Annotated in this window: 25 protein-coding genes and 2 pseudogenes; 13 read left to right on the forward strand and 14 right to left on the reverse strand. The window is 66.7% G+C overall.

Annotation, left to right across the window (positions count from 1 at the left end; all coding sequences use genetic code 11):
- Position 1: 1 nt before the first annotated feature.
- Positions 2 to 1144: a murein transglycosylase A gene (locus tag ABOZ73_RS10115; protein ID WP_369058037.1), complete on the reverse strand. Its 1143-nt coding sequence runs from the start codon at positions 1142 to 1144 to the stop codon at positions 2 to 4.
- Entirely contained in the window at positions 1144 to 1758 is a 615-nt protein-coding gene (gene timA, locus ABOZ73_RS10120; protein WP_369058038.1) for a TIM44-related membrane protein TimA, read from the reverse strand. Before timA ends, ABOZ73_RS10115 begins: the two co-directional genes overlap by 1 nt.
- A 172-nt stretch (positions 1759 to 1930) precedes the next feature.
- On the opposite strand from timA, the gene secB reads away from it, so the two are divergent.
- A complete protein-coding gene (secB, locus tag ABOZ73_RS10125) occupies positions 1931 to 2416 on the forward strand; it encodes a protein-export chaperone SecB (RefSeq protein WP_369058039.1) in 486 nt (161 codons plus the stop codon).
- A 91-nt stretch (positions 2417 to 2507) separates the two neighbouring features.
- Here secB and ABOZ73_RS10130 read toward each other — a convergent pair whose 3' ends face one another.
- From ABOZ73_RS10130 to ABOZ73_RS10155, 6 genes are all read right to left on the reverse strand, one after another.
- Positions 2508 to 2786: an HU family DNA-binding protein gene (locus tag ABOZ73_RS10130; RefSeq protein WP_277785833.1), complete on the reverse strand. Its 279-nt coding sequence runs from the start codon at positions 2784 to 2786 to the stop codon at positions 2508 to 2510.
- A 72-nt stretch (positions 2787 to 2858) separates the two neighbouring features.
- Complete coding sequence (gene dnaQ, locus ABOZ73_RS10135) at positions 2859 to 3557, reverse strand: DNA polymerase III subunit epsilon (RefSeq protein WP_369058040.1); 699 nt, start codon at positions 3555 to 3557, stop codon at positions 2859 to 2861.
- Between the two features lie 31 nt (positions 3558 to 3588).
- On the reverse strand, positions 3589 to 4191 hold the full coding sequence (coaE, locus tag ABOZ73_RS10140) for a dephospho-CoA kinase (protein WP_369058041.1): 603 nt from the start codon (positions 4189 to 4191) through the stop codon (positions 3589 to 3591).
- A complete protein-coding gene (gene aroE, locus ABOZ73_RS10145) occupies positions 4188 to 5030 on the reverse strand; it encodes a shikimate dehydrogenase (protein WP_369058042.1) in 843 nt (280 codons plus the stop codon). The genes coaE and aroE overlap by 4 nt, the downstream gene beginning before the upstream one ends.
- Positions 5027 to 5620, reverse strand: coding sequence for a Maf family protein (locus ABOZ73_RS10150; protein WP_369058043.1), 594 nt, complete (start codon positions 5618 to 5620; stop codon positions 5027 to 5029). The genes aroE and ABOZ73_RS10150 overlap by 4 nt, the downstream gene beginning before the upstream one ends.
- Before the next feature lies 1 nt (position 5621).
- Positions 5622 to 6512 carry a pyruvate, water dikinase regulatory protein gene (locus ABOZ73_RS10155; RefSeq protein ID WP_369058044.1) on the reverse strand — a complete coding sequence of 297 codons (891 nt, stop codon included), beginning with the start codon at positions 6510 to 6512 and terminating at the stop codon, positions 5622 to 5624.
- A 463-nt stretch (positions 6513 to 6975) separates the two neighbouring features.
- Between ABOZ73_RS10155 and hemE the strand changes: the two are divergent.
- From hemE to ABOZ73_RS10180, 5 genes and pseudogenes are all read left to right on the forward strand, one after another.
- Positions 6976 to 8015, forward strand: a pseudogene (hemE, locus tag ABOZ73_RS10160) (uroporphyrinogen decarboxylase).
- Positions 8012 to 8935, forward strand: a pseudogene (gene hemH / locus ABOZ73_RS10165) (ferrochelatase); the annotation flags it as partial. The pseudogenes hemE and hemH, both read left to right, overlap by 4 nt.
- Before the next feature lie 97 nt (positions 8936 to 9032).
- Complete coding sequence (locus tag ABOZ73_RS10170) at positions 9033 to 9494, forward strand: CopD family protein (protein ID WP_369058045.1); 462 nt, start codon at positions 9033 to 9035, stop codon at positions 9492 to 9494.
- Positions 9495 to 9748: 254 nt separating this feature from the next.
- Entirely contained in the window at positions 9749 to 11158 is a 1410-nt protein-coding gene (gene rho / locus ABOZ73_RS10175) for a transcription termination factor Rho (RefSeq protein WP_369058046.1), read from the forward strand.
- Positions 11159 to 11194: 36 nt separating this feature from the next.
- Complete coding sequence (locus ABOZ73_RS10180; RefSeq protein ID WP_369058047.1) at positions 11195 to 11821, forward strand: glutathione S-transferase family protein; 627 nt, start codon at positions 11195 to 11197, stop codon at positions 11819 to 11821.
- On the opposite strand, the gene ABOZ73_RS10185 is transcribed toward ABOZ73_RS10180, so the two are convergent.
- A complete protein-coding gene (locus ABOZ73_RS10185; RefSeq protein WP_369058048.1) occupies positions 11818 to 12516 on the reverse strand; it encodes a dienelactone hydrolase family protein in 699 nt (232 codons plus the stop codon). The genes ABOZ73_RS10180 and ABOZ73_RS10185 overlap by 4 nt on opposite strands.
- Before the next feature lie 81 nt (positions 12517 to 12597).
- On the opposite strand from ABOZ73_RS10185, the gene ABOZ73_RS10190 reads away from it, so the two are divergent.
- From ABOZ73_RS10190 to ABOZ73_RS10215, 6 genes are all read left to right on the forward strand, one after another.
- Positions 12598 to 12852, forward strand: coding sequence for a DUF6489 family protein (locus ABOZ73_RS10190; RefSeq protein WP_369058049.1), 255 nt, complete (start codon positions 12598 to 12600; stop codon positions 12850 to 12852).
- Positions 12849 to 14174: a tRNA uridine-5-carboxymethylaminomethyl(34) synthesis GTPase MnmE gene (gene mnmE, locus ABOZ73_RS10195; RefSeq protein ID WP_369058050.1), complete on the forward strand. Its 1326-nt coding sequence runs from the start codon at positions 12849 to 12851 to the stop codon at positions 14172 to 14174. Before ABOZ73_RS10190 ends, mnmE begins: the two co-directional genes overlap by 4 nt.
- Before the next feature lie 149 nt (positions 14175 to 14323).
- The gene (gene mnmG / locus ABOZ73_RS10200; protein WP_369058051.1) at positions 14324 to 16192 is read left to right on the forward strand and encodes a tRNA uridine-5-carboxymethylaminomethyl(34) synthesis enzyme MnmG; all 1869 of its coding nucleotides are present in this window, start codon (positions 14324 to 14326) and stop codon (positions 16190 to 16192) included.
- Positions 16167 to 16832: a 16S rRNA (guanine(527)-N(7))-methyltransferase RsmG gene (gene rsmG, locus ABOZ73_RS10205; RefSeq protein WP_369058052.1), complete on the forward strand. Its 666-nt coding sequence runs from the start codon at positions 16167 to 16169 to the stop codon at positions 16830 to 16832. Before mnmG ends, rsmG begins: the two co-directional genes overlap by 26 nt.
- On the forward strand, positions 16816 to 17631 hold the full coding sequence (locus ABOZ73_RS10210; protein ID WP_369058053.1) for a ParA family protein: 816 nt from the start codon (positions 16816 to 16818) through the stop codon (positions 17629 to 17631). Before rsmG ends, ABOZ73_RS10210 begins: the two co-directional genes overlap by 17 nt.
- A 40-nt stretch (positions 17632 to 17671) precedes the next feature.
- Complete coding sequence (locus ABOZ73_RS10215) at positions 17672 to 18580, forward strand: ParB/RepB/Spo0J family partition protein (RefSeq protein WP_369058054.1); 909 nt, start codon at positions 17672 to 17674, stop codon at positions 18578 to 18580.
- A 6-nt stretch (positions 18581 to 18586) separates the two neighbouring features.
- On the opposite strand, the gene holA is transcribed toward ABOZ73_RS10215, so the two are convergent.
- The 4 genes from holA to ABOZ73_RS10235 are packed head-to-tail and all read right to left on the reverse strand — an operon-like array spanning position 18587 to position 23248.
- Positions 18587 to 19639 carry a DNA polymerase III subunit delta gene (holA, locus tag ABOZ73_RS10220; RefSeq protein ID WP_369058055.1) on the reverse strand — a complete coding sequence of 351 codons (1053 nt, stop codon included), beginning with the start codon at positions 19637 to 19639 and terminating at the stop codon, positions 18587 to 18589.
- A gap of 15 nt (positions 19640 to 19654) precedes the next feature.
- Positions 19655 to 20146 carry an LPS assembly lipoprotein LptE gene (gene lptE, locus ABOZ73_RS10225; RefSeq protein ID WP_369058056.1) on the reverse strand — a complete coding sequence of 164 codons (492 nt, stop codon included), beginning with the start codon at positions 20144 to 20146 and terminating at the stop codon, positions 19655 to 19657.
- Positions 20146 to 22728, reverse strand: coding sequence for a leucine--tRNA ligase (gene leuS / locus ABOZ73_RS10230; protein ID WP_369058057.1), 2583 nt, complete (start codon positions 22726 to 22728; stop codon positions 20146 to 20148). The genes lptE and leuS overlap by 1 nt, the downstream gene beginning before the upstream one ends.
- A 25-nt stretch (positions 22729 to 22753) precedes the next feature.
- Positions 22754 to 23248, reverse strand: coding sequence for a DUF3576 domain-containing protein (locus ABOZ73_RS10235; protein WP_369058058.1), 495 nt, complete (start codon positions 23246 to 23248; stop codon positions 22754 to 22756).
- Between the two features lie 286 nt (positions 23249 to 23534).
- On the opposite strand from ABOZ73_RS10235, the gene ABOZ73_RS10240 reads away from it, so the two are divergent.
- Positions 23535 to 23942: an NtrZ family periplasmic regulatory protein gene (locus ABOZ73_RS10240; RefSeq protein ID WP_369058059.1), complete on the forward strand. Its 408-nt coding sequence runs from the start codon at positions 23535 to 23537 to the stop codon at positions 23940 to 23942.
- On the opposite strand, the gene ABOZ73_RS10245 is transcribed toward ABOZ73_RS10240, so the two are convergent.
- Positions 23939 to 24547 (reverse strand): thiamine phosphate synthase, encoded by a 609-nt coding sequence (locus tag ABOZ73_RS10245; protein ID WP_369058060.1) that lies wholly within the window; start codon positions 24545 to 24547, stop codon positions 23939 to 23941. The two genes, ABOZ73_RS10240 and ABOZ73_RS10245, sit on opposite strands and share 4 nt — an antisense overlap.
- Position 24548: the final 1 nt, after the last annotated feature.

Consider the following 24548-nt stretch of genomic DNA (forward strand, 5'->3'; position numbering starts at 1 on the left):
GTCAGTCCCTCGGGACCAGGCGGTACAGGCGCAGGGCGTGGCGCACCCGGCCCGCCTCCAGCCCCGCCGCCGGGCCGGAGCCCATATAGAGATCGGCCCGCACCGCGCCCTTGATGGCCCCGCCGGTGTCCAAGGCGGCGACCAGGCGACGATAGGTCGGGAAGGCCCCGTTCAGTTTCGGCGCGTCGGCGTCGATCCAGTAGAGCCCGCCATAGCTGTGCTGGCTTGGATCGACGGCGATGGCGCGGCCGGGCGGCAGCGGGATATTGGCCGCTCCGCGCGGCTCTGACCCGTCGTCGGGCTTCAGGTGGAAGAACACATAGCGGCGGTTCAGCTGCATCACCGCATCGGCTTCCGGCCCCCGGTGGTCGGCCAGCCAGGCGCGGATGTTCTCCGCCGAGGTGTTGCTGTCGGCCAGCAAACCCTTTTCGCGCATGGGCGCGGCGATGCCGAGGAACGGATGGCCGTTGTGTCCGGAATAGAGCGCCTTGAACCGCTTGCCGTCAGGCAGGACCAGGACGCCCGAACCCTGGATCTGCAGGAAGAACAGGTCCTCCGGCTTCATCCAGGCCAGGGGCTTGTCGGTCTCCACCGCCTCGATGGCGGCGCGGTCGGGATAGGGCTTGGGCGCGCCGCCAACTACCCGGGCCGGGACGGGGCCCGCGCCCATGTCAATCATCTCCAGATCCGCCGGCTTGGCGCGGACAGGAGCGGTGAACTCGCCCCGGCGGGAAAAGCGAGCCTCATAGACCGGCGCGAAATAGGCGGTGAGCGTTCCCTCTTCGCCCAGGGAGCGGGCGACGAAGTGGTTCTCCAGCCAGGTCCGGGCTTCCGTCGGATCCAGGTTTCCGGCGTGACGGGCCTTGCGGCAGACCTCGGCGAGGCTTGCATCCCTGGCCGACTGGCAGCCGGTCTTCACCGCCTCGAAGGCGGCCAGATGATCTTCATCCGCCCAGCCGGGCAGGTCCCGAAGCACATGGACCAGCGGCCGGGGCGTCGGACGCTCCGGCGGCTGTTCGGTCGGACGTTCGGGAACAGGCGGAGCCTCCGGCGTCTCGGCAGGCGGCGGGGTTCGCGTGGCGCAGGCCGCCAGGATCAGCGCCGCGAGGGCCGCCGCGCCGGGATGAAAGCTGGAGCGGCGCATCACGCCGCCGCGGCGTCGACGTTCACCAGGGTCCAGTTGGGGTCGCGGCTCTTCAGGTCACGCTCGAAAGTCCACAGCTCGGCGGTGCGGCGGTCGTCCACCGCCTCGCCTTCCGGGCCTTTGGTGCGGCTGCGGAACTCGGCCAGGAAGCGGACCACCACCTGCGCCACGTCGCCGATGACGGCGGCGCTTTCGAAATCGGCGCGGGGCGGATGCAGGAATTCCACCGTCTCGGTGCGGTTTTCGGCCTCCCGGGCTGTGATCGCGCCGTCGAAGCCGTCCATCACCTGCGGCGCCAGCAGGGGGCGCAGGGTGTCGCGGTCGCCGGCGGCGAAGCCGCGGACCACCATCTCGTAGGCCTGCCGGGCGCCATGCAGGAAGCGGCTGACGTCAAAAGCCGGGTCGCGGGCGCGCAGGGCGGCCAGACCATCGGCCGAGGCGAAGTCCGCGCCCTCAGGCTTGGGCGCGTCCACGATCACGGGTCCACGCTGGGTTTCAGCCGGGGCGGCGTTGTCCTCGGGCTGGCGGCCCACACGGCGGCCAAGCACCGAATAGAGCTGATAGAGCACCACGGCGGCGAGGACGGCGAAGATGATCAGTTCGAGAGCTTGCAAAGGAGGACCGGCTTCAAAGGAACAATTGGAATGCAATATAGGCGTGACAGACGGCCACGTCAGGCCCAGCGTTGCACGCAGGGCGCCCTCATGTTAGCAGCCCGGCTCTCAACATTGATCTCCAGGTCGTGAGGCGACTGTCGCCCGACCGATCATCCTGACGGATTTCCCAATGACCGACACCACTTCCGGCGCTCCGGAAACCCCCGCCGAAGGCGAACAAATCGGCGTTCGCGTCATCGCCCAGTTCATCCGCGACCTGTCGTTCGAGAACCCGGGCGCGCCGGAATCCCTGCGCGGCGGCGGCCAGCCGGAAATCGACATGGGCGTCGAGATGAACGCCCGCGGCCGTACGGACGGCCTGTTCGAGGTGGATCTGAAGCTGTCGGCCCGCGCCACGCGCGGCACGGACGCGGTCTTCCACGTTGAAGTGGTCTATGGCGGCCTGTTCCAGGTGACCGGCGTCGCCGAGGACGAGCTGGAGCCGGTCCTGCTGATCGAATGCCCGCGCTTCCTGTTCCCCTTCGCCCGCCGCGTGATCGCGGACGTGACCAGCGAAGGCGGCTTCCCGCCGTTCCTGATCGATCCGATCGACTTCGGCGGCGTCTACGCCCAGCGCAAGGCCCAGGCCGGCGGCGTCCAGATCGGCAACGCCTGATCCTTTCGACGCTAGTTCAGACCTGAAGTGAGAACGGCGGCTGGATTGCTCCAGCCGCCGTTCCTTTAGCTGCAGTCCTTGCGGACGAGGCTTACTTCTTCGCGACGGCGTCCTTCAGGGTCTTGGACGGACGGAAGCGAACGGCCTTGGTGGCCGCGATCTTGATGGTTTCGCCGGTGGCCGGGTTACGGCCTTCGCGAGCGGCGCGGTCGGCCACGTCGAAGATGCCCAGGCCCGACAGGCGGACGTCTTCGCCCTTCACCAGGGTGGCTTGGATGGTCGACAGGAACGCGTCGAGGACGCGGCCGGCTTCGGCTTGCGAAACACCGGCTTCCTTGGCGGCGGCGGCGATCAGTTCGGATTGGTTCACGTCAAATCTCCTAGGTTGAACCGGGATTTCTCTCACGCCGGTTCACGCCCGGCGCGGCGAGAGGGGTTGCGGCTATAGTCCGACTTTCAGCCAGACAGCCTTGTCCTTGAGGGTCGCCGCCACGAATTGCGCGTGGGCGGCGCGTTCAGCGTCGGTGGAGCGGGGCGCCAGCGGCCGGGGCCGCGCGCCATAACCGCCGGCCATCGCCGCGGAGACCGCCAGGGCGGCGGTCGAATGGGTGAGATCCAGGGCACGCTCCTTGCCGCCCTGCAGTTCCAGATAGACCTCCGCCAGCAGATGGGCGTCGATCAGCGCCCCGTGCTTGTCGCGGCTTTCCAGCGAAATCTTGAAGCGTTTGCACAGCGCGTCGAGCGAATTGTACATTCCCGGGAAGCGCTTCTTGGCCATGGCCAGGGTATCGACCCAGCGCTCTTCGTGCATGACCGCGCGGCCGCACCGTTGCATCTCGAAATTGACGAAGCCCCGGTCGAAGGCCGCGTTGTGGGCGACGATCGTGGCGTCGCCGACGAATTCGGCGAAGCGGTCGGCGATCTCGGCGAACTTGGGCTTGCCCTTCAGAAAGGCGCCTGACAGGCCGTGGACCTTCTCGGCCTCGGCCGGCATGTCGCGCTCGGGATCGACATATTCGTGGAAAGAACGGCCCGTGGGGATGAAGTCCACGACCTCGATGCAGCCGATCTCAACCAGGCGGTCGCCCTTGTGCGGGTCGAAGCCGGTGGTCTCGGTGTCGAGGATGATCTCACGCGCCATGCCGATTCCATGCCGATGTTCGGCGGCCTCTTCAAGCTGAACGAGGCTGAAACCGCACGCTGGCAAGGATTTTTCGCACTTCGGCCCGGGCGAAATCGAGTCCCTGAGCCGTAGAGACGACAAAATCGGCCCTTCGTCGCTTCTCAGCGTCCGGCAACTGGCGGGCAAGAATGGCGTCGAGTTTCGCCTCGGTCATGTCGGCACGGGCCAAAACCCGCTGTCGTTGGACCTCCGGAGGGGCGGAAACCACCACCACCTTGTCGACCTTGGCCTCGCCGCCAGTCTCGTACAGCAAGGGAATGTCGAGCAGGACCACATCGGCGCCCGCCGCCTCGGCCTTTTCGAAAAAGGCGGCGCGGGTCTGGGCGACGAGGGGGTGGACGATGGATTCCAGCCGGCTCAGGGCTTCCGGCTTGCCGACGACCTGGGCGCTGAGGGCGGCGCGGTCGATGGCGCCGTCCCTGACCACGCCGGGAAAAGCGTCTCCCACCGGCCCCACGGCCGCGCCGCCCCGGCCATAAAGACGGTGGACCTCGGCGTCGGCGTCATAAACAGGCACGCCCTCGGCCGCAAACATCGCCGCCGTGGTGGATTTTCCCATGCCGATCGAGCCGGTGAGGCCAAGCAGGATCATTGGCCGAGGGTCTTCAGGGCCAGCGCCCGCACATCCACGGATACGGGCGGGGTCTGGCCGAAGACGGCCTCGAACGTCGGGATCGCCTGGCGGACCAGCATTTCCAGCCCGTCCACCGTCCGGCGGCCGCTGGCGGCGGCGCGTTCAAGGAATTCGGTGCGCAGCGGCTTGTAGACCATGTCCATGATCACGGCCGTCCGGGGCGCGGCGTCCAGCGGGACGTCAGGTCCAGCCCCGCCGCCCAGGCCCAGCGAGGTCGCATTGATCACCACGCCCGCGTCGGCCAGCAGGCTTTCGGCCGCGTCCCAGGCGTGGGCCGTGCAGCCGTCGCCCATGTCGGCGGCGATTTCCTGAGCCCGGGCCAGGGTGCGGTTGATGATGCGGACAACCGGCGCGCCGGCCTCGATCAGCGCCGCGGCCGCCCCGCGCGCCGCCCCACCGGCGCCCAGCAGCACGGCCGGGCCGGTCTTGGCGTCGTAGTCGGCCTGGCACTTCAGGGCGCCGAGTAGGCCCGCGCCGTCGGTGTTGTCGGCGAATATCGTCCCGTCTGGCCTGAACAGCAGCAGGTTGGAGGCCCCCGCCCGTCGCGCCACGGCCGAAGCGTCGTCGGCCAGGGCCAGGGCTCGCTCCTTGAACGGAATGGTGATGTTCAGACCACGAACGACCCCGCCGCGCAGACCGTCGACGAACGCCTCGAACCGGTCCTCGGCCGGGGCGAAGGGCACGTAGGCGGCGTTCAGGCCGGCGGCCGCGATCCAGGCGTTGTGCAGGACCGGGCTGAGGGAGTGGGCGATGGGCTGGCCGCAAACGCCGGCGATCAGGGCGGATCCGGTGATCACGTATCGAGAACCTTGTGCAGGCGCAGGAAGTCCAGCAGCCCCATCAGAGGCAGGCCGAGAATGGTGAAGTAGTCGCCGTCGATCTTGTCGAACAGCTGCACCCCCTCGGTCTCCAGCATGTAGCAGCCGACCGAACCGAGGATCACCTCGCCCTGGCGCTCCAGATAGCCGTCGAGCCATTCGTCGCTGAAATCGCGCATCCGCAGGGTGGCGGTGGTCACCTCGCGCCAGATCGGCTGGCCGTCACGGGCGACGACCAGACCGGAATGGAGCTTGTGGCTCTTGCCGCGCAGGCTTCTCAGCCGCTCGCGCGCCTCGAACATGGTGCTGGCCTTGTCGTAGAGCAGGCCATCGAGGTCGAGGGTCTGGTCCGCGCCGATCACCAGACCGGGACGCTTGGTGGAGACCTTGACCGCCTTCAGCTCGGCCAAGGCGTCGGCGATTTCGCGCGGCGTGGCCTTTTCGGCCAGCAGGGACGCCTTGGCGGCGTCCTCATCGACGCCGGCGCCCACGGCCTCGAACGGCACGCCGGCGTTGGTCAGCAATTGAGTGCGGGCGGCGCTCCTGGACGCCAGGGTGACGGTGGTCATGTCAGATTTCGACCTGGCCGCGGCCGCCATGCAGCAGGTTCATGATCCCCGCGGCGGTCTCTTCGATCGAGCGGCGGGTCACGTCGATGACCGGCCAGCCCATCCGCTCGAACAGGCGACGAGCCTGGATGATCTCGGAGCGCACGGCCTCCACATCCACATAGTCGCTGGCCCGGTCCTCGCGCAGGGACAGCAGGCGGTTGCGGCGGATCTGGATCAGCCGGTCGGGCGACGCGGTCAGGCCGACGATCAGCTTGCCCTTCACATTGAACAGCTTTTCCGGCGGCGCCTGGCCCGGGACCAGCGGCACATTGGCGGCGCGGATGCCGCGATGGGCCAGATAGATGGAGGTGGGGGTCTTGGAGGTGCGCGACACGCCCACCAGGACCACGTCAGCCTGTTCCAGGTCCTGGCCGCCGGCGCCGTCATCATTGGCGATGGCGTAGTTCAGGGCCTCGATCCGGTCGAAATAGTCGTTGTCCAGGGCGTGCTGGGCGCCGACCCGGGTGGAGATCTTGGCCCCCAGATAGCGCGACATGGCCGAGACCACGGGGTCGAGGGCGGCGATGCAGGGCATCTCCAGCCTCCGACAGCCATCTTCCAGCGCGGCGCGCAGGCCGGCGTCGACGATGGTGTGCATGACGACGCCCGGCGCCCCGGCGATTTCGTCCAGGGCCCGCTCAAGCTGACGATTTGAGCGGATCAGGGCGTAGATATGCTCGATCGGCAGGACGTCGTTGAAGCGGGCGCAAACCGCGCGCGCCATGGCGTTGAGCGTCTCGCCGGTGGAATCCGACACCAGGTGGATATGGAAGTAAGTCGAGACCCGGGGCCGTTCGGCCCGTTCCTCGTCTCCGCCCTGTGGATGCGCCGTTAATGGTTGCTTAACCAAAGTTCGTCTCTCTGGGGATCAGCGGGCAGAAAACCGCGCGTCGCAATGTTTGCCAAGCGCGCCGGTTGAGAACCACCCCTCTTGCTGTCTTGTAAATCCCCAGGCCCACGCCGTCTCGGGCTGCTTTCACACGCCTGTCCGGGCCCGCCTGGGGAAAGCCGGCGTCGATCCCCAGCCGGCGCACCGGTTGGTATTAAGGTTTCCTTAAGGAATTGGGCAGGTTGGCGACTTGTCCACGCTGTCCACAGCCGGGCTTTGCGGCTGTGAGCATGGCTGGGCGTGGCTATCGGAAGAAGCGCGGGACAAGGGCGCGTTCGAGACGCTTTTCCCCATCATCCACCTGACCAGCACCATCCTCGATTCTTCCTTAAAATCTTATTAAGATAAGAAAGGAGGAAGGACGGGACCGGGTATCTGACCTTCGGGCTTGAGCCTTCGAGCGGGACCCGGTTTAAGGCGGGGCATGACCGACCAGGCCTCTAAAGTCCCCACCCCGAAGTTCCTTTCCGTGCTCGCCGGCCAGAGAGCCGAGCGTCCGCCCGTGTGGTTCATGCGGCAGGCGGGGCGTTATCTGCCCGAGTACCGGGCCCTTCGCGCCACGACGCCGGACTTCATCAGCTTCTGCCTGGATTCGGAGAAGGCCGCCGAAGCGACCCTGCAGCCCATGCGGCGGTTTCCCTTCGACGCCTCCATCGTCTTCGCGGACATCCTCCTGATCCCCCGAGCCCTGGGCCAGGACGTGTGGTTCGAGGCAGGTGAGGGACCCAAGCTTGGGGAACTGCCGAGCCTGGACGTGATCGAGGGCAAGGTGGACGGAGCCGCCGAAGCCCTCAGGGAGGTCGGAGACACCCTTTCCATCGTTCGGGCGGCTCTGGAGCCTGAACGGGCCCTGATCGGCTTCGCGGGCGCTCCGTGGACCGTGGCGACCTACATGATCGAGGGAGGCTCCTCCGATCGCGCCAAGGCCCGAACCTTCGCCTATGAGCAGCCGGAGGCCATGGAGCGCCTGCTGAACGCCCTGGCCGACAGCACGGCGCTGTATCTGGCCATGCAGGCGCGGGCCGGCGCCCAGGCCTTGAAGATTTTCGAGAGCTGGGCGGAAGGCTTGCCCGAGGATCTGTTCGAGAAGCTGGTCATCCGCCCGCACCAGCGGATCATCAGCCGCCTTCGGGCCGAGGGGATCGACACGCCAGTGATTGGTTTCCCGCGCGGCTCGGCCGCCTATGCCGAACGCTATGCGATGAAGGTGGACGTGCAGGGCGTCGCGCTCGACACCGCCTGCCCGGCCCTGGTCGGCCAACGGGTCCAGGCGGTCAAGCCGATCCAGGGCGCGCTCGATCCGCTGCTGCTGCGGGCCGGCGGCGAGGCGCTGGATATCCGGGTCGAGCAACTGCTCGAGCAATGGGGGGCGGGCCGTACATCTTCAATCTGGGCCATGGCATCCTGCAGGACACGCCGATAGCGCATGTGGAGCGGGTTCTGGCCCGGGTGACGGGCAAGTGAGCCGCAAAGTCGCAGTCGTCCTGATGAACCTGGGCGGCCCGGACGGTCCCAAGGCCGTGCAGCCGTTTCTGTTCAACCTGTTCCGCGATCCGGCGATCATCGGCCTGCCGGCCGTGGCCCGCTATCCGCTGGCGGCGCTGATCTCGACCACTCGGCGCAAGGAAGCGACGGCCAACTACGCGGTGATGGGCGGAGGCTCACCCCTGCTGCCCGAAACCCAGGCCCAGGCAGATGCGCTGGAAGCCGCGCTGAAAGCGCGAGGCGTGGAGGCCAAATGCTTCATCGCCATGCGTTACTGGCGCCCGTTCACCGAGAAGACCGCGCGCGACGTGGCCGCCTGGTCGCCGGATGAGGTGGTGCTGCTGCCGCTCTATCCGCAGTTCTCGACCACGACGACGGACTCCTCGCTGAAGGTCTGGCGCAAGGCCTATCGCGGTCCGGGCGTGGTGCGGACGGTGTGCTGCTATCCGACCCTGGACGGCCTGGTCGAGGCGCATGCGCGAAAGATCCAGGCGGCCTATGAGGCGGCTGGGCGGCCAGCCAAGGTGCGCCTGCTGTTCTCGGCCCACGGCCTGCCGCAGAAGGTGATCGACGCGGGCGATCCTTATGAGCAGCAGATCCAGGCCACGGCCGCGGCGGTCGCGGCGCGGCTGGGCGCGGGCTGGGACTGGAAGGTCTGTTACCAGAGCCGGGTCGGGCCGCTCAAATGGCTGGGTCCGTCGACGCCGGAAGCCATCGAGGAGGCCGTCGGCGAAGGCCTGGGCCTGGTGATCTGTCCGATCGCCTTCGTCTCCGAGCATGTGGAGACCCTGGTCGAGCTGGACCACGAATACGCCGAGCTGGCCAAGGGTCTTGGCGCGTCCGCCTATGTCCGGGTTCCGGCGTTGGGGGTCGAGCCGGCCTTTATCGACGGCCTCGCGGACCTGACCTTCGACGCCCTGGCCGGCGCCTCGGGGGACTGGACGTGCGGGACCAAGCAGCCGAAATGTTCGCAACGAAGCAAGGGAGCGGCTTGAGATGACGTGGCTGGCGGAACGCTATGACCTGCTGCGCGGCCTGCACATTCTGGCGGTGATCGCCTGGATGGCCGGCCTGCTCTATCTGCCGCGCCTGTTCGCCTATCACACCAAGGCCACGGCCGGCGGCGAGATGGACGTCACCTTCCGCACCATGGAATCCAAGCTTCTGCGGATCATCATGAACCCGGCCATGGTCCTGGCGTGGATCTTCGGAATCTGCCTGATCGCCGCCGACACCCGCATCCGCGGAGCCGAGTTCCTGGGTCAGCCCTGGATGATCGCCAAGTTGGCGGGGGTGCTTTTCCTGACCGGCTGGCATCACTATCTGGCCAAGGCGCGCAAGGCTTTCGCCGAGGGCCGCAACCAGCGCAGCGAGAAGTTCTGGCGCGCCACCAACGAGCTGCCCTTCCTCGCCGCCGTCGTCATGGTCATCGCCGTGACGACGGAGTTCGGCCGCTAGACCGATCCGTGACCGCGCGCCGCGCTTGACCGGCGCGGGCCGTTATGGTTCCCCTGCTGGCAAGCATGGGGCGGACGCTTCGTGTTCCCGCCTCTTTCCGGGTCGTGCGCGGTCCTCGCGCCCCTTAATGGCCCGGCTCCCATACTTTGCGCCTCCCGCGCACACCAATCCGCCGATCGAAGTCCTTTCGATCCCGGCGTTCAGACAAGACCCAAGGCCCGTCCCGTGCGGGTCCGCATACCATTGAGTACGCCATGCAAGACGAAAACATCCCCGAGACCGAAACCCCCGAGATCGTCGAGGCCGTTGAGCCCACGGTCGAGGACGTCGCTCTCGACGCCGATTCCGACGAAGGCGACGACAACGCCGAGATCGTCGCGGCCATCGCCGAACTGGGCATCACCCGCATGTCGCTGCAGGAGCTGAAGGAGAAATCCCCGGCCGACCTGGTGGCGCTGGCCGAGCGCCTCGAGATCGAGAACGCCAGCTCCATGCGCAAGCAGGACATGATGTTCGGCATCCTGAAGACCCTCGCCGATGAAGGCGTGGAGATCTTCGGTTCGGGCACCATGGAAGTGCTGCAGGACGGCTTCGGCTTCCTGCGCAGCCCGGAAGCCAACTACCTGCCGGGTCCGGACGACATCTACGTCTCGCCTTCGCAGATCCGCAAATTCGGCCTCCGCACCGGCGACAGCGTCGAGGGCGCCATCCGCGCGCCGCGTGAAGGCGAGCGCTACTTCGCCCTGACCAGCGTCTCGAAGGTCAATTTCGAGAACCCGGACAACGTCCGCCACAAGGTCGCCTTCGACAACCTGACCCCGCTCTATCCGGATCAGCGCCTCAACATGGAGATGCCCGATCCGACCCTGAAAGATCGTTCGGGCCGGGTGATCGACATCGTCGCCCCCCTGGGCAAGGGCCAGCGCTGCTTGATCGTCGCCCCGCCGCGCGTGGGTAAGACGGTGATGCTGCAGAACATCGCCAAGTCGATCGAGACTAATCACCCCGAGTGCTACCTGATCGTCCTGCTGATCGACGAGCGCCCGGAAGAAGTGACCGACATGCAGCGCACCGTGAAGGGCGAGGTGATCGCCTCGACCTTCGACGAGCCGGCTACCCGCCACGTGCAAGTTGCTGAAATGGTTATCGAAAAGGCAAAGCGCCTGGTGGAGCACAAGCGCGACGTCGTCATCCTGCTCGACTCGGTGACCCGTCTGGGCCGCGCCTACAACACGGTCGTACCGTCGTCGGGCAAGGTGCTGACCGGTGGTGTGGACGCCAACGCCCTGCAGCGCCCCAAGCGCTTCTTCGGCGCCGCGCGGAATGTCGAGGAAGGCGGTTCGCTGTCGATCATCGCCACCGCCCTGATCGACACCGGCAGCCGCATGGACGAAGTCATCTTCGAAGAGTTCAAGGGCACCGGTAACTCGGAAATCGTCCTGGACCGCAAGGTCGCCGACAAGCGCATCTTCCCGGCCATCGACGTGCTCAAGTCGGGCACCCGCAAGGAAGAGCTCATCACGCCGAAGGATCAGCTGCAGAAGACCTACGTCCTGCGCCGTATCCTCAACCCGATGGGTGCGTCGGACGCGATCGAGTTCCTGCTCGACAAGCTGCGTCAGTCCAAGACCAACGGCGACTTCTTCCAATCCATGAACACCTGATCTAGCCTCCGTTTCGAAAAGAAACGGGAGCGGATCATGATTACGATCTATGGCGGGGGCCGCACGCGGTCCCTGCGCGTCGCCTGGATGGCCGAGGAGATGGGGCTGGATTACGAGATCCGGCCCGTCAGCCTGATGGAGACGAAATCAGATCCGGCGTTCAAGGCCTTGAACCCCGCCGGCTTCCTGCCCGTGATGCAGGACGGCGACGTGACCATGATCGAGTCCGTCGCGATGATGGAATATCTGGCGGCCCGCTACGGCCCGACGCCGCTGGTCCCTTCCACCGACGATCCCACGTGGGTTCGCTACAAGCAGTTCCTGCATTTCGGAGAGAGTTCGGTGGCGGCGCTGCTGAACATCGCGGTCGGCTCCAAGTTCGCCGCGCCGCGCGAGCATCGCGACAACTGGGGCGCCGCCCTGGCCGTGGACCTGGCCATGAGCCGCAGCTGCATGCTGGCCAACCAGCTGAAGGACAGCGAGTTCATCGCCGGCGACGCCTTCACCGCGGCGGATATCTCGGTGGCCTATCCCTTCCTGCTAGCCAAGTTCATTGGCTTCCAGGAACGGGTCGATCCGATCATTCAGGATTATGTGGTGAGTTTGAGGGCGCGCCCGGCTTTCGAACGCGCCCTCGCCCGCAGCAACGAAAAGGCCGCCTAGGCCAGGTTGGCTTCGAAGAAGGCTAGGGTCCGGCCGTCGGCCTTGGCCGCGTCGGCGGCGTCGAAGTGTTCGCCGCCCTTGCGCGCGAAGGCGTGGTCACGCCCGGCATAGGTATGGATCTCGACCTTGGCGTTGTCCTTCAGGGCGGAGACGATCTTCTCCTGAGCCGCTGGCGGCACGAACTGATCAGCCTCGGCGATATGCATCAGCAGCGGCTTCTTGATGCCGGCGCCCTCGCCGGTGAGGTTCTCGATACCGACGCCGTAATAGGCGACAGCGGCGTCCACGTCCGTTCGGGCCGCGGTCAGGTAGGCGAGCTTGCCCCCCAGGCAGAAACCGACCGCGCCGACCTTCCCCGTGGAACCGGCGTCGGCTCGCGCGAAGTCGATGGTCGCCTGAATGTCGGCCACGCCCTTGTCGGTGTCGAAGGCATTCATCAGGGCGAAGGCCTTCTTCCACTCGGCCTCGGACTTGTCGGTGATGTCGACGCCGGGCTCGATCCGCCAGAACAGATCGGGGCAGATGGCCAGGTAACCGGCGGCGGCCAGGTCATCGGCCACGGCACGCATCACGGCGTTCACGCCGAAGATCTCCTGGATGACGACTACTGCCGGAGCCTTGGCGTCTGCGGGTCGGGCCACATAGGCGGAGAACTCCCCATCGGGGGTGGCGATCTTCACGGTTTGCGAGGCCATGGGCTCTAGTCTCCTGTCTGTGGTTTGGACCGGGCGCATGGTAAGTCCATGCGGCATAGGGTTTGTGAAGACGGAGCCGGCATGAAGGTCAAGGTCGAAGTGGAATGCACGCCGCAAGAGGCGCGCGCCTTTCTGGGGCTGCCGGACGTGACCCCGCTCAACGAGAAGCTGGTCGCCGAGATGCAGGCGCGCATGGAGGCCAACATGGCCATGTTGGCGCCGGACGAGCTGATGAAGAACTGGATGGCGTTCGGGACCGGGGCCCAGGATCAGTTCCGCAAGATGATGACAGCCGCCACCAGCGCGGCCTTCACCGGGACCACGCCCAAGGAATGAGGGACTCGATCTTCGCCCTAGCCACCGCGCCCGGTCGGGCGGCGGTCGCGGTCGTCCGCCTGTCCGGCCCCCACGTGGGTGAGGCCTTGGCCAGTCTCGCTGGTCCACTGCCCCCGGCGCGCGTGGCGACGCTTCGTCGGCTGCGGTCAGGAGATGGCGAGACGATCGACCAAGCGCTGGTCCTATGGTTCGAAGGACCGGCCAGTTATACGGGCGAAGACAGCGCCGAACTGCATCTGCATGGCGGGCGCGCGGTTGTAGAGCGTATCCTGCACCGGCTCGCAGAGCTCGGCTTGCGGATGGCGGAGCCGGGAGAGTTCACCCGTCGGGCGTTCGAGAACGGCAAACTGGACTTGGCGCAGGCCGAGGCGGTGGCTGATCTGGTCGACGCCGAGACGGATGGCCAGGCCAGGCAGGCGCTCGACCAGTTGGGCGGCGCCCTCAGCAAGCGCTTTGAGACCTGGCGGGAGACGTTGTTGGAGGCCCTCGCGCTTCTGGAAGCGGCGGTCGATTTTCCCGATGAGGACCTGCCGGCGGACGTGGCGGCTCGCGCCCACCCGGCGATGAAGACGTTGCTCGTGGAACTGGACCGCGCTCTGGCGGACGCCGATCGTGGCCGGCGCGTGCGCGATGGGTACCGCATCGCTCTGGTTGGCGCTCCCAATGCGGGGAAGAGCAGTCTGCTCAACGCTCTGGTGGAACGCGACGCGGCCATCGTCACGTCTACGCCGGGGACAACACGGGACGTGATCGAAACCCCGCTGATCCTCGCCGGTTATAAAGTGCTCCTGGCGGACACTGCGGGGGTTCGGGAAACAACGGACGAGATCGAGGGTGAAGGTGTTCGCCGCGCGCGCGGTTGGGCGCAGGAAGCGGATTTGCGGCTGTGGGTTGTGGATAGCCGCGCCGGAGACGAGGCCTGGCGGCAGGTTCGAGACCTCGTTCGGGCCGAAGATATCCTGGTCCTGAACAAGAACGATTTGGCCGGAAACCCCGTGGAGGTCGACTTCCCGGGCGAGAGGGTCGAGTGTTCCACGTGGAACAACGGCGACATGGATGCCCTTCGCAATCGGTTATCGGCGCGTGTGACTAGTGCGCTTTCTGGCGCCGACTTTCCGGCGGCCACCCGCCTTCGCCACATGGAGAGCTTGATGGAAGCGCGCGGTTGCCTGAACCGCGCTCTTAAGACCGATCCGGAGCTGGTTGAGGTGATAGCCGAAGACGTTCGTCTGGCCGCTCGCGCCTTGGCGCGCATCACCGGCCGCATCGATCCGGAGCAGGTGCTTGGCAGAGTGTTCAGCAGCTTCTGCATCGGGAAATGATGTACCACGTGGAACAAGCGCAAGCTTATCCACAGGACCATCCCCACCTCTGTTCCACGTGGAACAGTTCGTCGCCTCGACGCTGACCGGGCCAAGCCCTATATTGTCATCACGCCCACGGAATTGGGCGCGCCTCAGATCGCATCGTCATGTCCACCCCCCTCCCCGCTTCGTGGGACGTCATTGTTATTGGCGGCGGCCACGCCGGCTGCGAGGCCGCCGCGGCGTCGGCGCGGACGGGTGCCCGCACGCTGCTGCTGACGCACAAGCTGGAAACCATCGGCGAGATGTCCTGCAACCCGGCCATCGGCGGTCTGGGCAAGGGGCATCTGGTTCGCGAGATCGACGCCTTGGATGGCCTGATGGGCCGGTTGGCCGACGTGGCCGGCATCCAGTTTCGGATGCTCAACGCCTCGAAGGGTCCGGCGGTGCGAGGCCCGCGTTCGCAGATCGATCGCCGTCTCTATCGTGAAGCCATGCAGGCGGCCCTTGCCGCCCAGCCCAATCTCGACATCATCGCTGAAGCCGCCGAGGACCTGATCGTTGAGGGCGGCAAGGTGGCTGGCGCGATCGGCGCGACCGGGGAGCGCTATCTTGCTCCACGTGTGGTGCTGACCACGGGCACCTTCCTCAAGGGTATCATCCATCTAGGCGAGAAGCGTATCCCTGCGGGCCGGGTTGGCGATCAGCCGGCTATCGGTCTATCGGATCGTCTCTATGGTCTCGGCCTTTCCATGGGCCGGCTGAAGACGGGCACCCCCGCTCGCCTTGATGGCAAGACCATCGCGTGGGAGCGGCTGGAGATGCAATCGGCCGACGAGACGCCGACCCCCTTCTCCTTCCTCACGGACAAGATCGAGGTCCCGCAGATCCAGTGCGGCGTCACCTGGACCACGGAAGAGACCCACAAGATCATCGCCGATCGCCTGACAAAGTCGGCGGTCTATGGCGGCCGGATCGAAGGTCGCGGCCCCCGCTACTGCCCGTCGATCGAGGACAAGGTCGTCCGCTTCGCCGACAAGACGGCGCACCAGATTTTCCTGGAGCCGGAAGGCCTGGACGACGACACCGTCTATCCGAACGGGGTCTCGACTTCAGTTTCGGAAGAGACTCAGCTGCTGTTCCTGCGGACCATCCCGGGCCTCGAGAACGTCGAGGTCATCCGCTACGGCTACGCGATCGAGTACGACTACGTCGATCCGCGAGAGCTCTATCCGACGCTGGAGACCAAGGCCCTGACCGGCCTTTATCTCGCCGGCCAGATCAACGGCACGACAGGGTACGAAGAGGCCGGGGCCCAGGGCCTTGTCGCGGGGCTGAACGCCGCACGCGCCGCAGCCGGCCAGGAGCCGGTCACCTTCGCTCGGGATGAGGCCTATATCGGCGTGATGATCGATGACCTGGTCACACGTGGGGTCACCGAGCCGTATCGCATGTTCACCAGCCGGGCGGAGTTCCGCCTGACCCTGCGCGCTGATAATGCCGACCAGCGCCTGACTGGACGCGGCGTCGAGCTCGGCGTTGTGGGGGCTGAGCGCGCGACCGCCTGGGCCAAGAAGTCGTCAGAACTGGCGCACGCCCGCCAGCGCGCCAAGGAGCTCACCTTCACCCCGGCCGAAGCGCAGCGCGCCGGCTTCAAGGTGGGTCAAGATGGTCAGCGCCGCGGCCTGATCCAGATGCTGGCCTATCCGGACATCGGCTTCCACGACCTGGCCGGGGCCTGGCCGGAGATCGCCGAATGGTCCCCGGCCATCCGCGAGCAGATCGAGATCGACGCGGCCTATGCCGGTTATCTCGACCGCCAGCTGGCCGATGTCGAAGCGTTCCGCCGCGACGAGAACCTGACCTTGCCGGCCGATCTGGATTACGGCTTGGTCGGTGGTCTCTCTAACGAGGTCCGCGAAAAGCTGGCCCGCGTTCGCCCCCTCACCCTGGGCCAGGCGGCCCGTATCGAAGGCGTCACTCCCGGCGCGCTCACCGCATTGCTCGCCCATGTCCGTCGCGTCCGCGCAGCTTGATCAGCTCCAGATCGGAGTGACCGACGCCGCCGGATTTCAGGCGGCGACGGGCGCCAGCGACCGGGCCATGGCGGACCTGCGTCGTTTCCGTGAGCTGCTGACCGACTGGAACCAGCGGATGAACCTGGTCGGGCCCGCCAGCCTGCCCCACTTTTGGAACCGTCACGCGTGGGACAGCGCCCAGTTGCTGACCTATGCCCCCGAAGCGCGTGTCTGGGCCGATCTGGGCGCCGGCGCCGGCCTGCCCGGCGTGGTCCTGGCCGTCCTGCTCAAGGACACGGACGGCGGGCAGGTTCATCTCGTCGAGAGCATGACGAAGCGCTGCCGCTTCCTCGCCGAGGTGGTTTCCGAGCTCGATCTTCCGGCCCAGATTCACAACGCCCGGGCCGAAGATCTGTCGCTCAAGGTGGATATCGTCACGGCGCGCGCTTGTGCTCCGCTCGACCGGCTTCTGGGGTATGCCCAGCCCTACTTCAAACGAGGTGCAAACGCCTTGTTTCTAAAGGGCCAAGATGTTGTGTCCGAGTTGACCCACGCCTCTAAATATTGGAAATTTAACCCCGATCTGAAGCCTAGTCTCAGCGACCCGCGAGGCTTCGTTCTTCAGGTGAAAGGCCTCTCCAGTGCACGCTCAGTCTGACCCGGCACTACGCATCCTCGCCATCGCTAACCAGAAGGGCGGCGTTGGTAAGACGACGACCGCGATCAATCTTGGCACCGCCCTCGCCGCCGTCGGCGAACGCGTCCTCCTGATCGACGCCGATCCCCAGGGCAACGCCTCCACCGGCCTTGGCGTGCCGCGCCACCAGCGCAAGTCGACCCTGTACGACGTGCTGATGGGTGACGCTCCGGCTGGCGAAGTGGCGGTGAAGACCAGCCTGCCTGGCCTCGACCTCATCCCGGCCGATCCGGACCTATCGGGGGTTGAGCTGGAGCTCGGTCAGGCCGCCCGACGGTCGTACCGGTTGCGTGACGCCCTGGAAGTCCTGCGCCGCGCTGGAAACTACACCTACGTGCTGATCGATTGCCCGCCGTCGCTGAACCTGCTGACGGTGAACGCCATGACGGCCGCTGATGCGGTGTTCGTGCCCCTGCAATGCGAGTTCTTCGCCCTGGAAGGCCTGACGCAGCTGATGCGGACCATCGAGCTGGTGCGCGGCAGCCTCAATCCAAAGCTGGAGATCCAGGGCGTGGTCCTGACCATGTTTGATCGCCGCAACAGCCTGTCCGAACAGGTCGCGTCTGACGTGCGCGCCCACTTCGGTGACAAGGTCTATGACACCGTGATCCCTCGCAACGTGCGGGTGTCGGAGGCGCCGTCCTTCGGCAAGCCGGTGCTGATCTACGATCTGAAGTGCGCGGGCAGCCAGGCCTATCTGAAGCTGGCGCGTGAAGTTGTCAGCCGCGAACGGGCCCGTCAGGCCCAGGTCGCGGCCTAGTAAAAGAACTCAAGGGCTTAAGATGGTTGGGGAAACGACGATGGTCGAAGGACGTCGGGGTCTGGGTCGCGGTCTGTCCGCCCTTCTGGGCGAGGCGGAAACCGCCAGCGCCGCGTCGGCCGCGGGCACGCCGGGCGGCCCCAATGAGGTGTCGATCGAGCTGATCCGCCGCAACGCCGACCAGCCGCGACGCGTCTTTTCCGAAGAACTGCTGGAAGAGCTGTCCGCCTCGATCAAGGAAAAGGGCGTCCTGCAGCCGATCCTTGTCCGCCCGGCTCCCGGCGCCGAGGGCGAATACCAGATCGTGGCCGGTGAACGCCGCTGGCGCGCCGCTCAACGGGCCGGCCTGCGCTCGATGCCGGTGCTGGTGCGTGATCTGGACGACCTCCAGGTGCTGGAGATCGGCATCGTCGAAAACGTCCAACGCGCCGACCTGAACGCCGTCGAAGAGGCGCAGTCCTACCGCGCCCTGATGGAGAAGTTCGGTCGTACCCAGGAAGACGTCGCCCATGTGGTCGGCAAGAGCCGCAGCCATGTGGCCAACATCCTGCGTCTGCTGACCTTGCCGGAAGAGGTTCAGAACCTGCTTTCGGAAGGTCTGATCACCGCCGGCCACGCCAAGGCGATCGCTTCGGCCGAGGATCCGGCCGCTCTGGCGCGCCTGGTGGTCGAAAAAGGCCTGTCGGTTCGCGAAACCGAAGCCTTGGCCAAGCGTGGCGGCGATCTCGACGGGGCCGGCAAGTCTCCCTCCCCCGCCATGCCTCGCGCCCCGCGCGTGAAGGACGCCGACACCCAAGCCCTGGAGGCCGACCTGTCGGACGTTCTCGGCCTGGATGTGGTGATCGATGATCGCGGCGGCGTGGGTGAGCTTCGCGTGCGCTACGCGACCCTGGAGCAGCTCGACGACCTGTGCCGTCGCCTGACCCACAGCTCGCCGGTCGAAGCCTAAAGCGCCCTAGAGACCGAGACGGCGCGCGCGGCCCGCGATCGTAAGGGCCAGCCGCTCGGCGATTAGATAGTCCGGAGAGCCGGCCTGCTTGCACAGCCGGTCGGCCTCCAGCACTTCCGGTTGGACGGCGTCGAGGTCCTCCAGCGTCCAGGCGCGGGCCTGGCGCAGGAATTCCCGCTCCTGTTTCCAGAAAACGCCGGACGCCTTGGCCGCTTCCTGCAGGCCGACGCCGTTCTTGGCGAGCGTATTGACCCGCCGCAGCTTGGCCAAATGCAGGCTTATGGCGCGTATCGCCGCCGGACCCGTCTCTCCCTCGGCCGCTGCGCGCCGTAGACCGGACTGAGCGGCGGCCAACTTGGCTCCAAACGCGTCAGAGGCCGCGTCAAACAGCGACGCATCCGCCTCCACGCCCAGAAAATCCTGCAAATCGGCCGCCGTGGCGACGAAACCGCTGCCTGGTTTGAGATAAAGCGCCAGACGCTCGATCTCTTGGCGGGCCACGCCGCGCTCCTTGGGCATGCGGCTGACGAAGATATCGAGCGCTTCGCTGTTGAGGCTGACCTTATCGGCATTGAGGGTTTCGCGGACGAGACGGGCGACATCGCCAGGTTCGTCCTCGTAACAGGGGATGACCGCGCAGCCGGCGACCTTCTCGGCGGCCTTGCGCAGGGCGGAATCCCGGCCCAGGGCGCCGGCCTCGATCAGGAAGAAGGCCTCTGGATTGAACTTGCCGTCAGCGTGCGGAACCACGGCCTCGGCCGCCGCGCGATCGGCGCTGGCCTTGCCGTCGCTGAGACGCAGCCGGACCAGGCGTCGGCCGCCCATCATGGAGATGGCCGACAGCTCGCCTTCCAGCTTGCCGCCCTCCCCGTCCAGATCGCCGTCGGTCAGCATGGCGACGTCGAACGGATCGTCGAGATTGGGCGAGATTTTCTTGGCCAGCTGGTCGGCGCGGTCACGCACCACGCCCCGGTCCCGGCCATAGATCACCGCGGCGCGAACGTCCGCGGACGGCTCCTTGAGGAAACGCTCGATGTCGGGCCGCTTGGAAAGGATCATCGGCCGATCAGCCGCCTAGCCCGTCTGGCGGGCAAGCCAGGAGGCCAGATCGATCTGGATCTTGCGGGCCACCTCGGCGGCGGCGCGATCCTGGCCGTCCTGCTGGGCGGCGATGCCGGCATAGGGCTGGTCGGCGGAGTTGTAGGAGACGACCGCCTGGGCCACGCCGGTGCGCAGAACGCCGCCGGATGCCTTCTCCACCAGCTTGTAGTTGGCGGTCAGCCGCAGTTCGTAGCGGTTGGCGACGTTGTCGACGCGAACGCCGCGCGGATAGCGGGCCTCGTCGATGGTCAGCTCCAGCCGGTAGGCCGCCGGAACCGACAGGTTCCTGGCCATGGCGTCATCCAGATGCTCACGCAGCAAGTAGGCCGCGCGGCCGTCGGGGACCATCACATCGATGGACGCGAGGGTCGGCGACACGCCCGGCGTGGCGTAAAGCGGCGTGAACCCGCAGGCCGAAAGGCCCAGCGAAGCGAAAACCAAGGCGGCGACAGCGAGCTTGCGCATCAGCCGACCACGATGTTGACGATACGATCCTGCACCACGATCACCTTGCGGACGGTCACGCCCTCAAGGTGGGGCAGGACGCCGGCGTCTTCCAGCGCAATCTTCTTCACCTCGTCCTCCGGCGTGCCGGCCTTGATGCGGATCTCGCCACGGCGCTTGCCGTTGATCTGCACCGGCAGGACCCGTTCGTCATCCGCCGCCAGGGCGGCGTCGGCAACGGGCCACGGGGCGTCGACCACCATCCCCTGCCCGCCGATGCGGACCCAGCATTCTTCGGCCAGGTGCGGAACGAACGGCGCGACCAGGCGGGCCAGGATCGACAGCGCTTCCCTGCGCGCCGCCAGGACGGCGTCGGAGGCGCCCTCGGCCGGCGCGGCCTTCAGGGTATTGAGGAATTCGTACAGCTTGGCCACGCCGCTGTTGAAGCGGAAGCCCTCGATGGCGCTCGTCACCGCACCGATCAGCTGGTGAGCCGCCTTCAGCAGCGCCAGGGCCACGGGATCGTCGCCGATCGAGCCAAACTCGCCTTCTGGCTGGCTGTCGAACTCGTTCCACAGACGGTGGGTGAAGCGCCAGGCGCCCTCGACACCGCTGTTTGTCCATTGAACGTCCCGCTCGGGCGGGCTGTCCGACATCACGAACAGGCGCGCGGCGTCCACGCCATAGGCGTCGAAGATGTCCTCCGGCGCCACGACGTTCTTCTTGGACTTGGACATCTTTTCGATGTCGCCGATGACCACGGGCGCGCCGGTGGAGACCTGCACGGCCGACCGCGTCGGGCCCATGCCGCTGATCTCGACGTCCACGGGCTCCAGCCAGGCGCCGGCGGCGTCCTTGTAAGTCTCGTGCGTGACCATGCCCTGGGTGAACAGGCCGGCGAACGGCTCCTCCACCGACAGCAAGCCCTCGTCCTTCAGCGCCTTGGTGATGAACCGGGCGTAGAGCAGGTGCAGGACCGCGTGCTCGACGCCGCCGATGTACTGATCCACCGGCAGCCAGCGATCGGCCGCGGTCTTGTTGACGGGGGCTTCCGCCGTCGGATCGGCGAAGCGGGCGAAATACCAGGAGCTGTCGACGAAGGTGTCGAGCGTATCGGTCTCGCGCTCGGCCTTGCCGCCGCAGGTCGGGCAATCGACGTGACGCCAGGTCGGGTGGCGAAGCAGCGGATTGCCCGGCTTGTCGAAGGCCACGTCGTCCGGCAGGCGAACGGGCAGCAGGTCATCCGGCACCGGGACCACGCCGCACTTTTCGCAATGGATGACCGGGATCGGGCATCCCCAGTAGCGCTGACGGGAAACCCCCCAGTCGCGCAGGCGATAGACGGTGGCGCCCTGCCCTCGGTTCTGGCCCTCGATCACCTCGATGGCCTTGGCCTTGGCGGACTCGATGTCCAGGCCGTCCAGGAACTGCGAATTGAAGATCGAGCCCGGGCCGACATAGGCTTCGGTCCCGACATCGAAGGTCTTGGGATCTTCGTTCGCCGGCAGAACGACCGGTCGTACCGACAGGCCATACTTGCGGGCGAAGTCCAGGTCGCGCTGGTCATGGGCCGGGCAGCCGAAGATGGCGCCGGTGCCGTAGTCCATCAGGATGAAGTTGGCGATCCAGACCGACAGCTTCTGTTCCGGATCGAACGGGTGCGCGACGGTCAGGCCCGTATCGAGGCCCAGCTTCTCGGCGCCCTCGATATCGGCTTCCGACGTGCCGCCCTTGCGGCATTCGGCGACGAAGGCGGCGACCTTGGGATCAGCGGCGGCCAGCTGCTCGGCCAGCGGATGATCGGGCGCGATGCCGACGAAGCTGGCGCCGAACAGGGTGTCCGGACGGGTGGTGTAGACTTCCAGGCCGCTCTCGAAGCCTTTCGGGGCGTCGCCGGCGAAGTCGAAGCTGAACCGCAGGCCCTTGGACTTGCCGATCCAGTTCTCCTGCATGATGCGGACCTTCTCGGGCCAGCGATCAAGCGTCTTCAGCCCGTCGATCAGACGGTCGGCATAGTCGGTGATGCGCAGGAACCACTGGGTCAGCTTGCGCTTCTCGACCAGGGCGCCGGAGCGCCAGCCACGGCCGTCGATGACCTGTTCGTTGGCCAGGACGGTCATGTCGACCGGGTCCCAGTTGACGACGCCTTCCTTGCGATAGACCAAGCCGCGCTTCAGCAGCTTCTGGAACCAGCGCTGCTGCTGGCCATAGTATTCCGGGTCGCAGGTGGCGAACTCACGCGACCAGTCGATGCTGAGGCCCAGGGCCTTCAGCTGCTCGCGCATGGCGGCGATGTTGTCGTAGGTCCAGCCCTTGGGGTGAACGCCGCGCTCCATGGCCGCGTTCTCGGCGGGCATGCCGAAGGCGTCCCATCCCATCGGATGCAGCACGTCGAAGCCTTGGGCCCGCTTGTAACGCGCCACCACATCGCCCATGGCGTAGTTGCGCACGTGGCCCATATGGATGCGGCCCGACGGGTACGGGAACATCTCAAGCACGTAGTACTTCGGCTTGGAAGCGTCCTCACGCGTGCGGAAAACGTCGGCGTCCGCCCAGGCGGCGCGCCACTTGGGCTCGGTTTCTTTCGGGTTGTAGCGGGCCATCAGGCTTTAGATAGGGGCTGGGATATCAGCCGTTGAGGTTGGACAGGCGCAGCTGGCGCGCGCGCGTCAGGATGGCGTTTTCCAGATCCGTTTCGGTCTGGGCCGAGGCCGGAGCGTCAGCCCAGGCGCCAGACGCATCGCGGGTCTGCTTGAAAACGGTGACGTTCAGGCCGTCGGCGCGAAGTCGCGTGTCGAGGATGTAGACCGTCGTCTTGAAGCGCTCGTTCGGCGCTTCCGGCGCGGAGTACCAGTCGGTGATGATCACGCCGCCGTACGGATCGGCCGAGGCCAGGGGCATGAAGTTCAGGGCGTCGAGCGACGCGCGCCACAGATAACCGTTCACGCCGATCTGGGTTTGAGCCGGACCCGACGAGCCGCGGCCGAACGGCCAGAGGCCGCCGCGCTTCTCACCGTAGACCTCGGGGCCCTTGCCGCCGCCACAGGCTGAAACCAGGGTCAGGCTGGCGATCACGACGCCGAGCGCGGCGCCGCGCTTCAAAGACCCACGCTCAAGACGCATATTCGTCCGCTCCACTCGATATCTCGCCGCGCTATGCAAAGCGCGGGCAGCGCCGCCCCCGCGACCGGATCGGGTCTATAACACTCCGGGGCCGCCGCCAAACAGGTTTCGCGTGGCTGTAGGGCCACAGGCGGCCGGTTGAATCGTGGTCAGACCACCTTTGGGGGTCGACTCACCGTTGACCCCGTCGCCGTCGCGTCTCAAATGCCAAGTATGAGTTCCAAACAAGCGGAGCCTTTTTTGGCTTCGGGCGTTTGGCGAACCGGGTAGGGACTAACGGGTTGTGATGACCGCGAAGCGCGTCTTCTTCGCTACGGCCGCCACGCTGATCCTCATGGGATCGGCGGCGACGGCCCATGCCGATCAGAAGCGCCCGTCGTCCGCCATTTCTCCCGACGCCTTCACGGTTCGTGGCGATTTCGACGCCAAGGGCTCGCAAGGCTCGCAATTCGGTCAGGCCGGCAAGCTGAAGTGGGACGCGAACAAGGGCCGTTGGGGCCTGAAGTTCGACGTCGATCCTTCGCGCGTCCGCCCCACCGCCGATGTGGAAGCCGGCGCCTACTTCAAGGTGACCCCGTCCCTGCGCGTCGGCGGCGCCGTCGGCCTGGGCCAGGTCGACCAGGACAACGCCATGCGCAAGACTTGCGAAGAGCCGGCTCCGCGCGTGCGTCTCGAGACCGCGCTGAAGTTCTAGTCGGCTAGAGCGCTGACGGCGGCCAGCCCGGCCGCACCGCTGTCCTTCAATTGTCCCACCGTATCAGCCGTCACGCCGCCCAAGGCGTAGACGGGGATTTGCGTCGCCTGGACCATGGCCGCGAACTGTTCCGCGCCGAGCGGCGCGCCGGCCGAAGGGCTCTGGCTAGGGAAAACGGGGGAAACGACGGCGGCGTCCGTGCCGGCCAGGCTCGCTCGTTCAAGCGCCGCCTGCGAATGGGCCGCGGCTGTGATCAGCCACTCCGGATGCTGTCGGCGAAGGCTTGGGGACTGAACGATCAGGCGTTGGGGCAGGTGGACGCCGTCCGCCTTAATCGCCGCCGCGAGGTCGGTGTCAGCGCCGATCAGCAGCTTCAGGCCCAGCTCGGCCGTCAGCGCCCGCATCTTCCTCGCCTGATCGACGGCGTCGGCGGCGCCGAACAGCCGCAGCACTACAGCCGAGCCAGCCGGCAAACGCCGGGCGATGGCGGCGGGATCGGGCGTCCGCTGCGGATCGGTGAAGAACAGCAGGGGTGGAAGGGGCTTTTTCAGACCGGCGGCGCGGTTAAGGTGCGCCGCCGCTTCGGCCAGCACTTGAAGACTCATC

Origin of the sequence: Caulobacter sp. 73W (assembly GCF_041021955.1) — a bacterium.
In the GTDB taxonomy this organism is placed as follows: Bacteria; Pseudomonadota; Alphaproteobacteria; order Caulobacterales; family Caulobacteraceae; genus Caulobacter.

Excerpts from the sequence above, each read along its gene's own strand:
- dnaQ (WP_369058040.1), bottom strand. The coding sequence starts at position 3,557 with ATGGCGCGTGAGATCATCCTCGACACCGAGACCACCGGCTTCGACCCG.
- ABOZ73_RS10150 (WP_369058043.1), bottom strand. The coding sequence starts at position 5,620 with ATGACCACCGTCACCCTGGCGTCCAGGAGCGCCGCCCGCACTCAATTG.
- ABOZ73_RS10115 (WP_369058037.1), bottom strand. The coding sequence starts at position 1,144 with ATGCGCCGCTCCAGCTTTCATCCCGGCGCGGCGGCCCTCGCGGCGCTG.
- ABOZ73_RS10185 (WP_369058048.1), bottom strand. The coding sequence starts at position 12,516 with ATGGCCTCGCAAACCGTGAAGATCGCCACCCCCGATGGGGAGTTCTCC.
- ABOZ73_RS10235 (WP_369058058.1), bottom strand. The coding sequence starts at position 23,248 with ATGCGTCTTGAGCGTGGGTCTTTGAAGCGCGGCGCCGCGCTCGGCGTC.
- mnmE (WP_369058050.1), top strand. The coding sequence starts at position 12,849 with ATGAGGGACTCGATCTTCGCCCTAGCCACCGCGCCCGGTCGGGCGGCG.
- ABOZ73_RS10190 (WP_369058049.1), top strand. The coding sequence starts at position 12,598 with ATGAAGGTCAAGGTCGAAGTGGAATGCACGCCGCAAGAGGCGCGCGCC.
- ABOZ73_RS10170 (WP_369058045.1), top strand. The coding sequence starts at position 9,033 with ATGACGTGGCTGGCGGAACGCTATGACCTGCTGCGCGGCCTGCACATT.
- ABOZ73_RS10180 (WP_369058047.1), top strand. The coding sequence starts at position 11,195 with ATGATTACGATCTATGGCGGGGGCCGCACGCGGTCCCTGCGCGTCGCC.
- rho (WP_369058046.1), top strand. The coding sequence starts at position 9,749 with ATGCAAGACGAAAACATCCCCGAGACCGAAACCCCCGAGATCGTCGAG.
- mnmG (WP_369058051.1), top strand. The coding sequence starts at position 14,324 with ATGTCCACCCCCCTCCCCGCTTCGTGGGACGTCATTGTTATTGGCGGC.
- lptE (WP_369058056.1), bottom strand. The coding sequence starts at position 20,146 with ATGCGCAAGCTCGCTGTCGCCGCCTTGGTTTTCGCTTCGCTGGGCCTT.
- ABOZ73_RS10245 (WP_369058060.1), bottom strand. The coding sequence starts at position 24,547 with ATGAGTCTTCAAGTGCTGGCCGAAGCGGCGGCGCACCTTAACCGCGCC.
- rsmG (WP_369058052.1), top strand. The coding sequence starts at position 16,167 with ATGTCCGTCGCGTCCGCGCAGCTTGATCAGCTCCAGATCGGAGTGACC.
- secB (WP_369058039.1), top strand. The coding sequence starts at position 1,931 with ATGACCGACACCACTTCCGGCGCTCCGGAAACCCCCGCCGAAGGCGAA.
- holA (WP_369058055.1), bottom strand. The coding sequence starts at position 19,639 with ATGATCCTTTCCAAGCGGCCCGACATCGAGCGTTTCCTCAAGGAGCCG.
- leuS (WP_369058057.1), bottom strand. The coding sequence starts at position 22,728 with ATGGCCCGCTACAACCCGAAAGAAACCGAGCCCAAGTGGCGCGCCGCC.
- coaE (WP_369058041.1), bottom strand. The coding sequence starts at position 4,191 with ATGATCCTGCTTGGCCTCACCGGCTCGATCGGCATGGGAAAATCCACC.
- ABOZ73_RS10240 (WP_369058059.1), top strand. The coding sequence starts at position 23,535 with ATGACCGCGAAGCGCGTCTTCTTCGCTACGGCCGCCACGCTGATCCTC.
- ABOZ73_RS10215 (WP_369058054.1), top strand. The coding sequence starts at position 17,672 with ATGGTCGAAGGACGTCGGGGTCTGGGTCGCGGTCTGTCCGCCCTTCTG.